Genomic DNA, 13479 nt, shown 5'->3' on the forward strand with positions numbered 1-13479 from the left:
TCATTAGAAAGCGAGATTCTTTTGTGCATGGTTGACTTCAACTCAACAAACATGAGCTAAGGCAAGGCATCAATAGACTTCCAAGTGTTTGTAAGTTCAGCCAAAGATGCCTCATTGGTGTGTAAAGCGATTCACTCTCATCCCGCAACGCTTGGAGTCTGAATGAATCATCGGCTGCTGTTCGTTTGCCTCGGCAACATCTGTCGCTCCCCAGCTGCAGAAGGGGTTTTCCTGCATCAACTAAAAAACCAAGACATGGAGGAGCACTTCGTAGTGGATTCGGCCGGCACCAGTGGATGGCACGTGGGCAGGCCAGCGGATTCGCGCATGCGTAGTGCTGCCCAGCAACGAGGGATCCTTCTCCCCAGCCGAGCGCGACAGATCACCCCGGCGGATCTGCAGACTTTTGATCTAATCCTGACCATGGACGCAGATAATTTGGCGACTGTTCAAAGCCTGGCCAGTGAAGTAGGCCCCATGGCAACAGCCAGGATCGAGCCCATGCTCAGCTATGCCACCAAAACATCACTTAAGGAGGTCCCAGACCCTTATTACGGAGGAGATGCAGGCTTCGAGAAAGTGCTCGATCTGCTTGAAGACGCCTGTGAAGGCCTGCTGGTTGAACTCAACTCCCAGGTGTAGGCCAAACCTCCTCGGGGACCTGCACGCGAAAAAGATCCATCAGGACCTGAATCACCTCCTCAATCGACATGCCGTCAGTGATCAACTCAGTGGCATCTTCAGCTTGCCGCAAAGGAGCAACCTCGCGGGTGCTATCCATTCGATCACGTTCCTCGATTTGTGTTTCCAACTCAGCTAGATCAGGAACCGGGAAACCACGATTGTCCAGATCCAGAGCACGACGCCTGGCACGTTCCGCCGGGCTGGCGGTGAGGAACACCTTCAACTCAGCATCTGGGAAAACGGCCGTACCGATGTCCCGTCCTTCAGCAACCAAACCGCCTCGTAAACCCATCCTCTGTTGCTGAGCCGTCAAAGCCTTACGAACACAGCCGTGAGCAGCAACCACTGAAACCGAGGTCGTAACTTTCGGCGATCTGATCGCCTCTGTAACGTCGTGACCATTAATCCGAACCCTCTGTGGTCCTGATTGAGATGACTCAAGCTCAAGCTCAAGATTCTCAAGGATGGTTTTGACTTCCACAGGGTCGTGCGGATCAACATCATGTTGCTGGGTCAACCAAGTGACAGCCCTATACATGGCCCCCGTATCGAGGTAGAGCAGGCCAAGCCGTTCAGCAAAGGCTCGTGTCACGGTGCTCTTACCAGCACCGGCAGGTCCGTCTATAGCAACGATTGGCTGACGAATCATCAGAAAAGTGTGATCGATGAGGCGAGTCTCCCCGCAACGCACGGCCGCCGCCAGAAGGCAAAGCTTCCTACCAGCATGCAAAGGCTGCAGGGTAAAGGCATCTACCGTTTCTACATACTCAACCTCCAAACCAAGTTGCTCCCATGCTGACCGGAGCCCAGCAAGATCAACTGCTCGTCCATCCTGAGACTCCCGAGCAGCAAGGGCTAGTAGCTGAGGCAAGGCCAACGCCTGCTGGCGCTGTTGAGTCATGAGGTAACGATTACGGGAACTACAAGCAAGTCCATCGTCATCCCGCACTGTGGCGACCCCATACACCCGCACCGGCAAACCCAACTGGGCAACCAAATGGCGCAGGATCACCAATTGCTGCCAATCCTTTTCGCCAAGCACAAGCACCTCTGGCCGAACCAGAGCCAAAAGGCGAGCCACCACCGTGACCACACCATCAAAGTGACCGGGCCTACTCGCCCCACACAAATGTGCCTGAAGCTGAGAAGGAACCTGGATCCTGAACTGGGAAGAAGCCCCCCCAGGAAAAACCTGATCAACTGAAGGAGCCCAGAGTGCAGAAGCACCTGATCTTGATGCCAACTCACAGTCGGCCTCAAGATCACGAGGATAACTATCGAAATCTTCAGCAGGGCCAAACTGCAAAGGATTCACGAAAACGCTCACCAACACAGCGGCTGGTTGAACTCTGCCAAATCCTTGAACTGACTTGATCAGCTGGCTATGACCTCGGTGCAACGCGCCCATGGTGGGTACGAAATGAACCGAAGACTCCTGATGCTTACGCCATCGATGTAACTCAGCCGCTGAACTGAGAACAGAAAAACTCAGCGCAACACCTCAAGACGCACTTGGGCAATACCACTCGATACCAAACCAAGCTCATGGGCAGCACCATGAGCAAGATCGATGACGCGATGAGCGATAAAAGGGCCGCGATCGTTGATTGTCACAACAGCAGAACGATCATTCCAAAGGTTGGTCACCCTTACCTTGGTACCAAAAGGCAAGCTGCGATGAGCCGCTGTCATCGTGCCTGGCCTGAAAACTTCACCACTTGCAGTTCGGTTTCCGAAAAAGCCCGGGCCGTACCAGCTTGCTTCGCCAGTGCTCACTTGAACAACAGTGGGAGTTGGCTTGACAGATCGGTTGAGCTTGGCAACTGGAACGATTGGTAACTCTGGTGGTGTCTCAACAACTGAATCAACAGTTAAACCAGTAACGACATCAGCACTGCCTTGATCTGAGCTGCCTTGATCTGAGCTGCCTTGATCTGAGCTGCCTTGATCTGAGCTGCCTTGATCTGAGCTGCCTTGATCTGAGCTGCCTTGATCTGAGCTGCCTTGATTGGCAGAGAAAGGCGTCGCCAGAAGCGAGATTCGTTCAAGCAGGGCTGTCTTTACCTGTTCCCTGGTGACCTTTTTGTCGAGGTCAAGATCAAGGGCAAAGGCTGGTAAAAGTGCAGCACTGCTGGAGCAAACACCAGCAAGAACAAGAAGCGAAACGGAAAATCTCATTACTAGCAGACGACACTTGAATGAGGAGAAAAAATCATCCCCTGCAGGAATACGTCCTTAAGCCAACCAAAGTTCAGGCAAACCGTACGAATTACATCCTCTCTTTAGGAGAGCTCGAACAACACCTCCTCGTCAGATTGATTCATCTTTAACCAGCTAAATAACAGATCCTCACTGGGCTTGCAAGGGCCAGAGCAATGCCGCGCTGATCAGCCGCACTGATGCCATGCAGAGGCCCAGCTAATGCAAGGCAGGACAATCGTGGCATTGGCTAAATGGAAGGCGACAGAGGAGGATCTAGAGAGGGCCAGTCGAAACCATGGACTACAAGACCGCGGGCGTTGACGTCCAAGCCGGTAGGGCATTCATCGAGCGGATCAGATCTAGCGTCGAAGCCACCCACCGCCCAGAGGTAATCGGTGGCCTGGGAGGGTTTGGAGGCTTAATACGCCTCCCAGCAGGGCTAAACAAGCCTCTGCTTGTCGCAGGAACTGATGGGGTCGGCACCAAGCTCGAACTAGCTCAGCAACATCAAGCTCACTACGGAGTAGGGCTGGACCTGGTTGGAATGTGTGTCAACGACGTCATCACCAGTGCCGCTGAACCCCTCTTTTTCCTCGATTACATCGCCACCGGAACCCTCAGTCCAGAGGCCATGGCACAAGTTGTGGAGGGAATCTCAGAGGGATGTCGCCGCAGCGGCTGCGCCCTACTAGGAGGAGAAACAGCCGAGATGCCTGGGTTTTACAACCCAGGTTGCTACGACTTAGCCGGCTTTTGCGTAGCAGTGGTGGAAGAAGACGAGATGATTGACGGTCGCAAGATCAAGCCTGGAGATCAGATTATCGGTGTGGCCAGCAGTGGCGTTCATAGCAACGGCTTCAGTCTGGTGCGCAAAGTGCTCGCCCTTACTGAGGCCAATAAGAACACTCGCTTCGGATCCGACAACAAACCTCTAATCGAAAGCCTGCTAACCCCTACCACCCTTTACGGCCAACTGGTAAAAAATCTCCTAGCAGCAAAAGTTCCACTCCACGGCATGGCACATATCACCGGTGGAGGCCTACCAGAGAATCTTCCCCGATGTTGTCCAAAAGGCCTTGTTACCGTCATAGATCCAAGCAGCTGGACCAGACCAGAACTTTTCCAATGGCTCCAAGATGCTGGCCAGATTCCAGAGCATGACCTCTGGCACACATTCAATCTTGGAGTGGGTTTCTGCCTAGTGGTCGCAGAAGAAGCAGTAAATGCTGCCCTGCAGGTTTGCAACGAACAAGCTCTTCAAGCTTGGCCTATTGGTCAAATCGAAACTGCCTCTCCCTCAACCGGGGAGAGATTACGAGGGCTACCCGCCTAAAGCATTGCATCGCAAGGGCTCTTGAATCGAAAGATCTCTCTAACTAATTACATCGGACTTGTACGACCATATTCTCGAGCCGATCTTCAGACACGCATTCAAGTAATATTTACCTATGCAAGCCGAGAGAATATTTCGGCAACAGCGTCGTCAGATCTCACTTAAATCCAATGCCCTTTGATAGCCCCCAGCGCATAACGCGTCGACGTAGCTCAGCAGGCCCTGTGCCTCCACGACGTCAGATCAACGATTACGACGATCGCAACGCCCCCCACCGCCAGGGTCAGGGTCCGAGGCCAACCTTTTTAGCCCTGAGGGACCACGGCAAGGTTTATGTGGCAGACCTACCCAATCTCTCTGACGGGCAACTGGTACACATCTGCAAAGAAGCTGAGGAAGTTCTTGAAAGCCTGGAGCGTCGCATCAGCGATCTCGAACGCGAAACACACAACGGTTTCGGTGATAGCGACACCTTCATCAAGGCATCCACCAAACGAGATGTGACTCGTCGCTTCATCCGAGCCATCCAAGGTGAGCAAGAACATCGCCTCAGCAATCCAGCCCTACGAAAGGCGGCCGCTGAATCTCTGCCTCGCACTTTCCTCGAGATCTCACGCCACCGCTTGCCTGGAGCAACTTTTGATTCACTGCTTCAAGAAGCATTGGCAGCCTGCGAACTGGAGGGACTGGATTCCGACATTGCTCCAGAGGCACCCGTCAAGGTGGTCCCCATCCGCTCTACTGCAACCAGTCTTCCGGTCGTGGTGACACCTGATCCAAATCTTCCCAGCTCAACCAGCGCCTGACAGGGATTAATCACTCCAAATGGATTGCCGTCACTTAGCTAAATACTGCCAAGTGAGCTAATCGAAAGACTCTAGAACTTGCAACGTAAAGGTTGAGATGCTTGGGCCCACTCCTGTTCCCCCAGCGCTCCCTTCTGAAGGGACATGATCACAAAATCGAATCAAATCGCCATCCTCGCGACCATGACGAGAACCGGCAAATCATCCGATCCATTTCACTCCAGGAAACCTCTAAGGGGAAAGGAGGCAAAAGCGGTTGACACACCAGAGGATGAGGATGTCCTTTGCAACCACTGTCGGCGAACCGCAATCAATGGCATACGTTGTCTGGGAATGTGTGTCGCTGATAGCGACTATTAACTAGATGCGCACTCCGATTTTTTCCCTCTTACTGATCAGCCTGTCCATGGTTGCTGGAACAAGTTCGATCGCCGATCCACTCCAAGCTATCGGTCGCTTTGAAACGATTACCAGCAAATGTAAATACAGATTGGGGAGCGGCTCTCTGCAGACTTGCCATGTTGTTCAGATGGATCGCAAGACCGCGACAGTTACCGGGGTACGCTTCATCGGCCGAGGCGTAGTGCACGGATCCAGCCGTCATCTCACCTTTGTAGCCAACGCGCCGGATCAGACCATCCCATTACGCTGTATATCAGGCAGCTGCACCCTGAAGGGGAAAAGATGGACAGCCACGGTGAGCAGCGTGGCAGAAAGCAAGTTTGATGGGCGAGGGGTTGCAGAAGGACTGCCACAAGCCTGGCCCGTAAACGGTGTTTGTGAGCTCTCTTTGAAAAAACTCCGCTGCAAGGCACGGGCCATGAGTGGAGAGATCTTGACCGGAGAAGCCCAACTTTGAGAGACCAGCAAGAGCGGGCAGCTTCAAGGCGAGGAGCCATATGACTGGCTAGCGAACCTACCTACAAGATTGTCTATCCAGCGCACCACAAGAACTGACTACCCCTTCTGTCCATGATTGCAAGCACCACAAGAAGAGCCAAGGCCAAATCCGGCTCGTTGTAGCTGTAGTGAAGGGAAAGGTTTGCCCCGTTAACAGTCAGAAAACAGCAATGATCCTTTCTAAGCAGCAAAGAAAGCCGCTTAAGAGAGCTCAGCAGAAGCAGCAGAAACTCAGCGAGCAGAATGGCGCAAGGCATATAGAACGGGTTAATTCAATATGCCCTAATCCAGAATTAACAACTTCATTTTACAAGAGAGAGCGCAAAAGAGCATCCATGCAGTTTGACAAAGTGAAGACTTGGAAAATTTCAAGCTTGATCAGCCAAAAGTGAACCAACCTTGCTCCCAAATTGCATTGCGTAGACAGCAAGAACCTAATTTAGCGGCATGACTCTTTCACCCACTTAGCAGCGATTTCATCACCCAATGCGGAGGCCTCTCTCCAATCAGCACAAGCACCTGTTAGGTTGCCATCATTCTCTTTTGAGATTCCACGATTTAGGTAAGCAACCGCAAGTTGAGAATCAATCTCTAGCGCCTTATTATAATCAGCAATTGCCGCTCGATTATCACCTGATTTCCTGTTTGCAACGCCGCGATTATTGTATGCAACAGCATGCCTGGCGTCAATTTCCAGAGCCTTGCTGTAATCATCAATAGCACCTTTGTAATCCTCTAGTTCATCCTTGGCATTACCACGATTATAATATGCAAGGGCATATTGAGGATTAATGATTAATGCCTTGCTAAAATCTTCAATTGATCCTTGATAGTCACCAATCTCATATTTAGCATTGCCGCTTTTAATATAAGCATTTGCATCATTCTCTTCCCCCTCGCTTCTTGCTGAGACCGCCACCCCGGCAACTCCCACAACAGCCGCAGAAACAATCACCAAGGGTTTTCCTACCCGCAAGAACGACAAGCCAACAGCAGTGACAGCAGCTGTGGCAACACCTACAGCAATGGCAGCAGTACGGCGTGGCATCGAGGTCATTCTCCTATTCACTCAGCCTAGACAAAAGGTGCCCCCCTCCCAAGAGGGAAGCAGTTTTTCGGCATCAAGGTTAAAAAGAACACCCTCAACCGACGTCCTTAAACCCAAGACGAATTCTTGGGTATCTACGACCTCAGACTGACAAGCAATTTCAAGCAAGGCGAAATCCAAGCTTCAACAAACAAAGCGGCCCCTCCCTCAGGTGCCTCCATTGCAGAAACGAACTGCTGCAGAGACGCTCTTACCGCTGTTCCTTGTCTCTTCAATACAGGCATTAAAAAACTTTGCTTCCTGCTTAAGCGGATACAACTTGATCGCAATTGCCAAAAGAGCAAATGCTGCTATCCACCTGGCGGCTAAACCTCCAGCCCCAAATGCATACCAAAGGATCCGCCTACTACCGGAGGAGCTCGCGCATTTCTTGGATTTCTTGGTCTTCTTGCCCTTTCCGTTACCGTTGTCCTTTGCCATTGAATCAGTGATGATTAAGCAAACACTAGGCTCTTCGAGCTCAAAGCAGCTTTAGGTCTTCCAAAAGACCGCCAGGATAGTAGAGCAAGACCAGATCAATATTCCTAGCAGCACTTCACTCACTCCTTAACAGCCATGAATTTGCCTTGATGAAATTGGAGTGCTTTGTCCTGACTGATCCAGGTGGCAGTGGGCAGCTCACCAATCCAAACGAAGACCCAGGGGAAGGGCCTCATGCTTTGCAGGAATAAACAAAGATCATGGATTGAGCTATACCCCCTTCAGATCACCATGCAATCAAAGACACACCTGCAAGCAAGAGTGTTGTAACTACAAAGCCAATCCCAAAGATAATTGCCCCTATTCCTGTATTCCAATAAATAGACATGTTTAGCAACTCATCTCCTTCCTTTAAAGATTGATCTGAGGATGAGCCCAACTGAAAAGACACATAGTCATTGATCCATACCTGTGTTGCTGATCGATAGGGTGATTCGGTCGTCACAAAATCGACCACCTCTATGACTCTCTCTTTAATTGTCGCTCGTGTCACTTATACAACCGCCCTTGCAATCAAGGTGATAGCAGCAAACAGAACCGCTGAAACGAGGAATCCAACCGCGAAAATACCTGCAACTATGCCTGTATTCAAATAAACGGAGACAGTCGCTAACTCCTGTCCTTTTTTTTCTGCCACTGCTTTTTTCTCTGCCACTGGATGACGCTGAAGGAATCAATATCCTATAACCCCACCTCTTTGGATTACTTGTGACCCGCTCTGCAGAGCCTTCCCTTAAGGACGCCAGTACTACTAACGCCTTAATCGCATCGTCAATGGCTTAAGCAGAGAAGTAGAGATCTCAAGCAGGGCAATTAGGACTGCATCAAGACTGTGAATGGACCAAGCTGACGCCTTTCTGCAAATGGAGAGGATTTGGACTGCCACTCAAAGAAAGCTAAGGCAAGCAAAAATGAGAACGATCACGGAATCAGCCAGGATTGAACTTTTCATTTGCTTTGCAGCTAAAAAACTGGTCTTTTCCGAGAAGTATCAAAACCTAGGCAAGCTCCTGCGCCCATCCCACCTCCAACTCTCATCGCTTAATCCACTGCTTGCATCGCATGTTGAGATGCTCCCCTTGATTGATGAGTTTTTGATGGACAGGGCAAATCAACAGGGTGATGCACTGCTTGGCACAGGCATAACGGAAGTGGTTACAGGTCATGCAAACGTCACCAGAGCGTGGACATTCAAGTGCTCCGCAGTCGAAATACTCCCAACCTTCCACCTCAGCTGCAGCATCAAGCTCAGGAGCAACTTTTATGTTTCTGACACACCCCAAGAGCAAGCAGGCCCACTAAAGAAGAAACGGCAATCCACTTGGCAAGCACCTTTGCCTCAATGATCATGGCCACCTCATTCGTGACAAGAGAGCTCAACCCGCTTTGAATGCTGACCCTTGCACCACAACACAACAGGTTCTCCCCCCCATAAAGAGCCTTAGGGTCAAGCCTGAAATAGGGCACCGCATCGGATGCCCTATTTCAGGCCTCATTTTCTGAGTATCTGCATCTAGAACTCCTAAATCAATCCTGAGCTGTCGGAATCAAAGCATCAGCAAGTAAAGCCGACCCATTTGATTGACATTCAAGCGCTTAGGCAAAGCCCCCCTGCCAGCACTTCACGTCAGAGCGCCGAGCCTCAAGCTGAGGCATTCAATCAAGCAGAGTGCTGTCTTGCCTTTCACGAGACCATAAGCACTAGGGTGAAAGAAGTTGGCAGACCACAACTGCAAATTGCTTTGGCAGCAATCGATGAAGGTGATGAATTGGTGGTCGTGAAGTTGAACCGACTAGAACGAAACCAAGTGGAGGTGATTGCAAGGCTCCACGACCTTCAAAAGCAAGGCATCCATATCAAAGCACTGGATGGTCTGATCAACACAAGAGCATGAGGCAAGTTTGCGCAAGCCCTTCTTGGACTTCTTTCTGGTCTTGCTGAAGTAGAGCATTCGCTGACCCGTGACAAAACACTTGAGCAGATTCAGCACCGCTTGAAAACAGGAGGGAAAGTTGGAGGACGACCCAAGACAACTGCTGCAAAGGAGAGTTTGGTGCTTAGGTTGAGGGATGAAGGGTGCTCTTTTCGTTCCATCAGAAAACAAACAGGTCTTGCACTCTCATCAATCCGCAGGATCATCATGAAAAAGGAAGCATTAGCAGCATGAACCTGATCGAAGCACACAAGAGATCTATTGAACGTGAAAAGAAGAAGCTTGGGGTTTCTGACTATGGGTTGCTCTGGATTTCCTTCCTAAGAGGAGCATTTGTCGCCCTGATCATTGAGAGGTTAATCGTCCATTAATGAAAACAGTCTTACTTGGCGTCATCCTTGCCCTTCTCTGGTCTTCGCCTCAATCAAGAAACACAACAGCCAATGGTCTAAGGATGGCGGCAAACTGGTTGGATCCAAAGGAGGAACCAACAAAGAACCCCACACACATAAAAATCCCCAACCCCTTATATGTTGAGCAAGAATAAAAATAGAGCTCATTTCTAATTAAGAGATCAAAACTATTCAATGGCCTCTATAATTCGAGATGAGCAAGCTTTAAAAAAGGCGGCAGAGCAAAAACCACCCTCCCCCTACGCTGTTGGAATGGGAATTCTACTTAAACCATTTTCATATTTGCTCTTATTTCCTACCCATTGAATAAATAAGAGCATCAGCGATGTTAGTTTAAGCAAAGTTGGTTTATTGCCCTCATATGAAAGACGCTGATGAGCAAGTTTTAAGCGAAGAGAGGAAAGAGGAATGGCGAGATCATGTTCTTCAAGAAATAGTTAATTTTCTTGGGTCCCGCAAGGAGGAAATTTATGAGAACTACGCCAAGCAGAGCGAAGGAAGACTCTCCAAAGAAGTGATTGAGGATGAAGGATTGATGGACTTTGAACTCGCGATTACTTTCCTACGAGACAAGAAAAAATGGTTTGGACTTGGCTCCGGTTTCTTCAAGGCTAATCTCATTCGTTAAGTTAATGGAATGGTTACAACGTTGGATGAGAAGTAGCCCAACTCCCCTTCCGCTTTTGCAGAGAACTAAGACGAGAACACGCCAGTTACTGCAACTTGCTTGGAGGACATTGTCGAAGGCGGCACCCAGATTCGAACTGGGGATAAGTTTCTAAAAATGCGGATATAACTGGGATTATAGGTAGGAAAAGCGCCGATTCACCTTCCACTCACCTTCCAGTCGCGCTAAAAAGAACACTCCCAGACCTTCACGTTCAGAGGTCTGCAGAAGGTGACTTCAAGGTGCCCCGCTCTCTTCCCGATAACTGGTCGAACCTGAGCGTCTCGGACTTGGGCATCAAGGGTTCGTTCCCCAACAACCTGAAAATCAAGAGGGTCGCGAGGAGCGAAAACCTCTACGCGTCCTGGTTGCCCGACGCCGAGGCGGATACACGTCCGAATCAGGGAAGGAGCGGCAAGACCAACAAAAGAGTGCCGCTAACGGCATCTATGGGGACCTCTGACCCGCTTGAAGCAGGGAAACGGGCAGTTGAGTGGGTTGGCAAGCAGCAGCGCGCTCAAGAGGCGCAGAAGGCGGAGAGAGGAAACAACCTCGGCGTCTATTGGGACAGTTGGTTCGCCAACGAGTGCAGAACCAGAGAGACGAAGCGCAACTTCACCAGGTGGAAGCGTGATGAGCGCCTGAAGTGGGAGGGCGAGGCATATGGGATTAAGCACCAACCCTGGGCGCTCAAATCTGTTGAAGACATCACCGCCCTCGACTTTGAGGACTACTGGCGAGTGCTGGATGCACGCAGAACCGCCAAAAACGATATGGGCGGCACCAAAGCAGCACAGAAGACCCTGATTCGGAAACTGCTGCGGGAAGCAAGAAGCGACCACCCCCGCCTAAGCATTCCCGAGTTTCCGACCATCACCCGTCAGACAGAGCAGGTGGTGCATTTGAAGAAGTCCGACTGGGAGCGCCTGGTCAAAAAGGTGGTGGAACTCTCTGGAGGTGCTGCAAGGAAGCAACTAAGCGCCAAGCAATACGAGGCACTTCAGTTCTCCAAGGCGAAGAGACAGTCCCAACGGAACTGGGTGGACCTCTACGACGCGTTGCACCTGCTCTGGTTCTTCCATCTACGAGCAGAGGACCTCCCACGCCTGCGGGCGGAATGGTTCAGCGACACAGGCGATGACGAAATCATCTGCCTACTGGAGGAGACCAAAGGCAATCGCCACAAGCACGAAACTCGCTCTTATCGGGTCGATGCTCCCTCGAACTGGAGACGCTTGGCACAGAGGAAACCGAGCGGTTATTTGGTCTTCCCTCACATCGTCAGACCCAAAGGAAATCCAGCAGAGAGTTCTGTTCTCGACAACTTCAACGACCTCCTACGCACAGCGATGGATGCCTGTGACCCGCCAATCCCGTCGAAGGGGATGACAGCAACCAACATCCGTCACACAGCATTCCGACTGATGCTTGAGGAAGTTCCTGCACTAGGACGACCTCCACTCATCCATTCCTTTGCAGAAAATGGAATGACCTCAGCAGCGATGCTGGAGAGAACGTATCTGAAATACATCGACCAAGAGAGCACCGCCAAGAAGGTCAGAGCACAAACAAAATCAAGCGAATGGTCCCTTCAAAAGAGAGCAGAGAAGCAGAAGGGCGTGTGACAGTTTTCCCCTCTATAAGAGGGGTTTGAAAAGCGTCAAAACGAACGCCGAGAACCCTTTCCACCACTCAATACCTGCCACTTATTTACGCACAGATATAGGGTCCAAATAAACTGTCCCACACCAGGCAGATTCACCCAATAAACGCCGTATAATATGTCTATCGAAACGAAGGGCGAACACCTTCCTCTGCGGTATATAAATCAAATACACGCCACCGCGCTTGCCGCCCTGGCGAAGTCAATAAACTGACTATAAACCCTACGCAGAAGACTGCGAGAACAACGTACCCATACTGCTTTTCCAGGAAATCAAATGAACGCACAAGAACTCTATTCTGAACTCTCCGCTTGGATGAGAGATTCTGATGTTATTCCAAGTGATTGGGAAGAGGTTATCTGGGAGTATCTAAATGAGGAATACTCCGAAGATGTGGCAGACAACTTCACCGAACAGGTAATGGACCTATTTGGAGTCAAGAAGCAGTCCCAAAAAACTATTCAGGAATGGTTGTCCGAATGTCCCACTTCCTGGAATATGGAGTACCACGAAGATTTTGGCAAAATGTGCTTTTTCATTCGTGAAGAGAACGAAGACGAAAAATCTTTCGTTGAAGCATTCAACTGCTGATGCAGTCACCAGAGCAACTACTGCAGCGCCTTTATGGACGCTTCCCTGGATGGAGAAAGACCCAGGAAAATACTGCCTATCGGTTCAGGTGTCCCTACTGCCAGCACAGCACCGATACGCGTGCTCATAAGCACAAGGGATACATCCATCCAGACCAGGGACGACCAGGAAGGTTTCGCTTCAAGTGCCACAACTGTGGCGAACACAAATCACTACTGGACTTCGTGAAGGAGCAAGCGCCCGACTTGCTTCTGTCGCCTGCAGCACCCTCAGAGACGGTCTCTGAACCCTCTGAGAGCAGCAGTAGCGGTCAGAAGGTGACCAAGTTGCCAAGGGGTCAGAGCGTCTCGGACAACCTCTGGAGGTCCAGGCATATGCCCAGGCATCTTTACAGGGGTAATCCGAGAACCATTAAGAGCAACAACGAAGACAGGGACTGAAGAGTCTCTGTCTTTTTCTTTGCCTCTAACAAAATCATTTATCCTTGTTTGATAACAATCGTTTATCAATGGTCTTTTCTGGCAGATAACTCTTATACATAGAGGTGAAGAATATGATGATTCATCTTCAAGTCCATTCTTGAAGAGGACTTGAAACCTCAGAGACTAAATAGTTGCAAGAGGTTTGACTTCCGCGTTCCATCCGCATAAGAAGTTTTCTGGATACCTTCTGTTCTTATTTTGACCAGAAGTTCATC

18 protein-coding genes are annotated in these 13479 nt (G+C 50.4%); 12 read left to right on the forward strand and 6 right to left on the reverse strand.

Annotation, left to right across the window (positions count from 1 at the left end):
- Nucleotides 1-162 precede the first annotated feature (162 nt).
- A complete protein-coding gene (locus EV12_RS01675; RefSeq protein ID WP_036911209.1) occupies nucleotides 163-642 on the forward strand; it encodes a low molecular weight protein-tyrosine-phosphatase in 480 nt (159 codons plus the stop codon).
- Here EV12_RS01675 and EV12_RS01680 read toward each other — a convergent pair.
- Together EV12_RS01680 and EV12_RS01685 are read right to left on the reverse strand one after the other, a co-directional pair.
- The gene (locus EV12_RS01680; RefSeq protein WP_072014252.1) at nucleotides 626-2176 is read right to left on the reverse strand and encodes a bifunctional pantoate--beta-alanine ligase/(d)CMP kinase; all 1551 of its coding nucleotides are present in this window, start codon (nucleotides 2174-2176) and stop codon (nucleotides 626-628) included. The genes EV12_RS01675 and EV12_RS01680 overlap by 17 nt on opposite strands.
- Nucleotides 2173-2862, reverse strand: a complete 690-nt coding sequence (locus tag EV12_RS01685) for a septal ring lytic transglycosylase RlpA family protein (RefSeq protein WP_036911213.1) — start codon at nucleotides 2860-2862, stop codon at nucleotides 2173-2175. The genes EV12_RS01680 and EV12_RS01685 overlap by 4 nt, the downstream gene beginning before the upstream one ends.
- A gap of 319 nt (nucleotides 2863-3181) precedes the next feature.
- Here EV12_RS01685 and purM point away from each other — a divergent pair, with 319 nt between their 5' ends.
- From purM to EV12_RS13895, 5 genes are all read left to right on the forward strand, one after another.
- Nucleotides 3182-4219, forward strand: coding sequence for a phosphoribosylformylglycinamidine cyclo-ligase (gene purM / locus EV12_RS01690; protein WP_036911215.1), 1038 nt, complete (start codon nucleotides 3182-3184; stop codon nucleotides 4217-4219).
- Nucleotides 4220-4389: 170 nt separating this feature from the next.
- On the forward strand, nucleotides 4390-5025 hold the full coding sequence (locus EV12_RS01695) for a hypothetical protein (RefSeq protein WP_036911217.1): 636 nt from the start codon (nucleotides 4390-4392) through the stop codon (nucleotides 5023-5025).
- Nucleotides 5026-5208: 183 nt separating this feature from the next.
- Nucleotides 5209-5385: a hypothetical protein gene (locus EV12_RS13015; RefSeq protein WP_193742107.1), complete on the forward strand. Its 177-nt coding sequence runs from the start codon at nucleotides 5209-5211 to the stop codon at nucleotides 5383-5385.
- 4 nt (nucleotides 5386-5389) lie between these two features.
- Nucleotides 5390-5884, forward strand: a complete 495-nt coding sequence (locus EV12_RS01700; protein WP_036911219.1) for a hypothetical protein — start codon at nucleotides 5390-5392, stop codon at nucleotides 5882-5884.
- Between the two features lie 169 nt (nucleotides 5885-6053).
- Complete coding sequence (locus EV12_RS13895) at nucleotides 6054-6317, forward strand: hypothetical protein (RefSeq protein ID WP_152562340.1); 264 nt, start codon at nucleotides 6054-6056, stop codon at nucleotides 6315-6317.
- Between the two features lie 47 nt (nucleotides 6318-6364).
- Here the strand turns inward: EV12_RS13895 and EV12_RS01710 are convergent, their stop codons facing one another.
- The 4 genes from EV12_RS01710 to EV12_RS13900 form a co-directional block, all read right to left on the reverse strand.
- The gene (locus EV12_RS01710) at nucleotides 6365-6982 is read right to left on the reverse strand and encodes a tetratricopeptide repeat protein (protein WP_052039500.1); all 618 of its coding nucleotides are present in this window, start codon (nucleotides 6980-6982) and stop codon (nucleotides 6365-6367) included.
- A gap of 198 nt (nucleotides 6983-7180) precedes the next feature.
- Nucleotides 7181-7453 carry a hypothetical protein gene (locus EV12_RS01715; protein ID WP_036911223.1) on the reverse strand — a complete coding sequence of 91 codons (273 nt, stop codon included), beginning with the start codon at nucleotides 7451-7453 and terminating at the stop codon, nucleotides 7181-7183.
- Between the two features lie 286 nt (nucleotides 7454-7739).
- Nucleotides 7740-8006, reverse strand: coding sequence for a hypothetical protein (locus EV12_RS01720; RefSeq protein WP_036911225.1), 267 nt, complete (start codon nucleotides 8004-8006; stop codon nucleotides 7740-7742).
- Nucleotides 8007-8168, reverse strand: coding sequence for a hypothetical protein (locus EV12_RS13900; RefSeq protein WP_193742109.1), 162 nt, complete (start codon nucleotides 8166-8168; stop codon nucleotides 8007-8009).
- A gap of 181 nt (nucleotides 8169-8349) precedes the next feature.
- Between EV12_RS13900 and EV12_RS13905 the strand changes: the two genes are divergently transcribed.
- The 6 genes from EV12_RS13905 (at nucleotide 8350) to EV12_RS01750 (ending at nucleotide 13222) form a co-directional block, all read left to right on the forward strand.
- Complete coding sequence (locus EV12_RS13905) at nucleotides 8350-8859, forward strand: hypothetical protein (RefSeq protein WP_036911227.1); 510 nt, start codon at nucleotides 8350-8352, stop codon at nucleotides 8857-8859.
- A 231-nt stretch (nucleotides 8860-9090) separates the two neighbouring features.
- Nucleotides 9091-9408 (forward strand): recombinase family protein, encoded by a 318-nt coding sequence (locus tag EV12_RS14885; RefSeq protein WP_342626204.1) that lies wholly within the window; start codon nucleotides 9091-9093, stop codon nucleotides 9406-9408.
- 813 nt (nucleotides 9409-10221) lie between these two features.
- The gene (locus EV12_RS01735) at nucleotides 10222-10488 is read left to right on the forward strand and encodes a hypothetical protein (RefSeq protein WP_036911229.1); all 267 of its coding nucleotides are present in this window, start codon (nucleotides 10222-10224) and stop codon (nucleotides 10486-10488) included.
- A gap of 281 nt (nucleotides 10489-10769) precedes the next feature.
- The gene (locus tag EV12_RS01740; RefSeq protein ID WP_241466522.1) at nucleotides 10770-12152 is read left to right on the forward strand and encodes a hypothetical protein; all 1383 of its coding nucleotides are present in this window, start codon (nucleotides 10770-10772) and stop codon (nucleotides 12150-12152) included.
- A gap of 315 nt (nucleotides 12153-12467) precedes the next feature.
- Nucleotides 12468-12782 carry a hypothetical protein gene (locus EV12_RS01745; RefSeq protein WP_036911231.1) on the forward strand — a complete coding sequence of 105 codons (315 nt, stop codon included), beginning with the start codon at nucleotides 12468-12470 and terminating at the stop codon, nucleotides 12780-12782.
- Nucleotides 12782-13222: a hypothetical protein gene (locus EV12_RS01750; protein WP_036911233.1), complete on the forward strand. Its 441-nt coding sequence runs from the start codon at nucleotides 12782-12784 to the stop codon at nucleotides 13220-13222. Before EV12_RS01745 ends, EV12_RS01750 begins: the two co-directional genes overlap by 1 nt.
- The last annotated feature ends 257 nt before the right edge of the window (nucleotides 13223-13479 follow it).

The sequence above is a fragment of the Prochlorococcus sp. MIT 0701 genome (assembly GCF_000760295.1).
Lineage (GTDB): Bacteria > Cyanobacteriota > Cyanobacteriia > PCC-6307 > Cyanobiaceae > Prochlorococcus.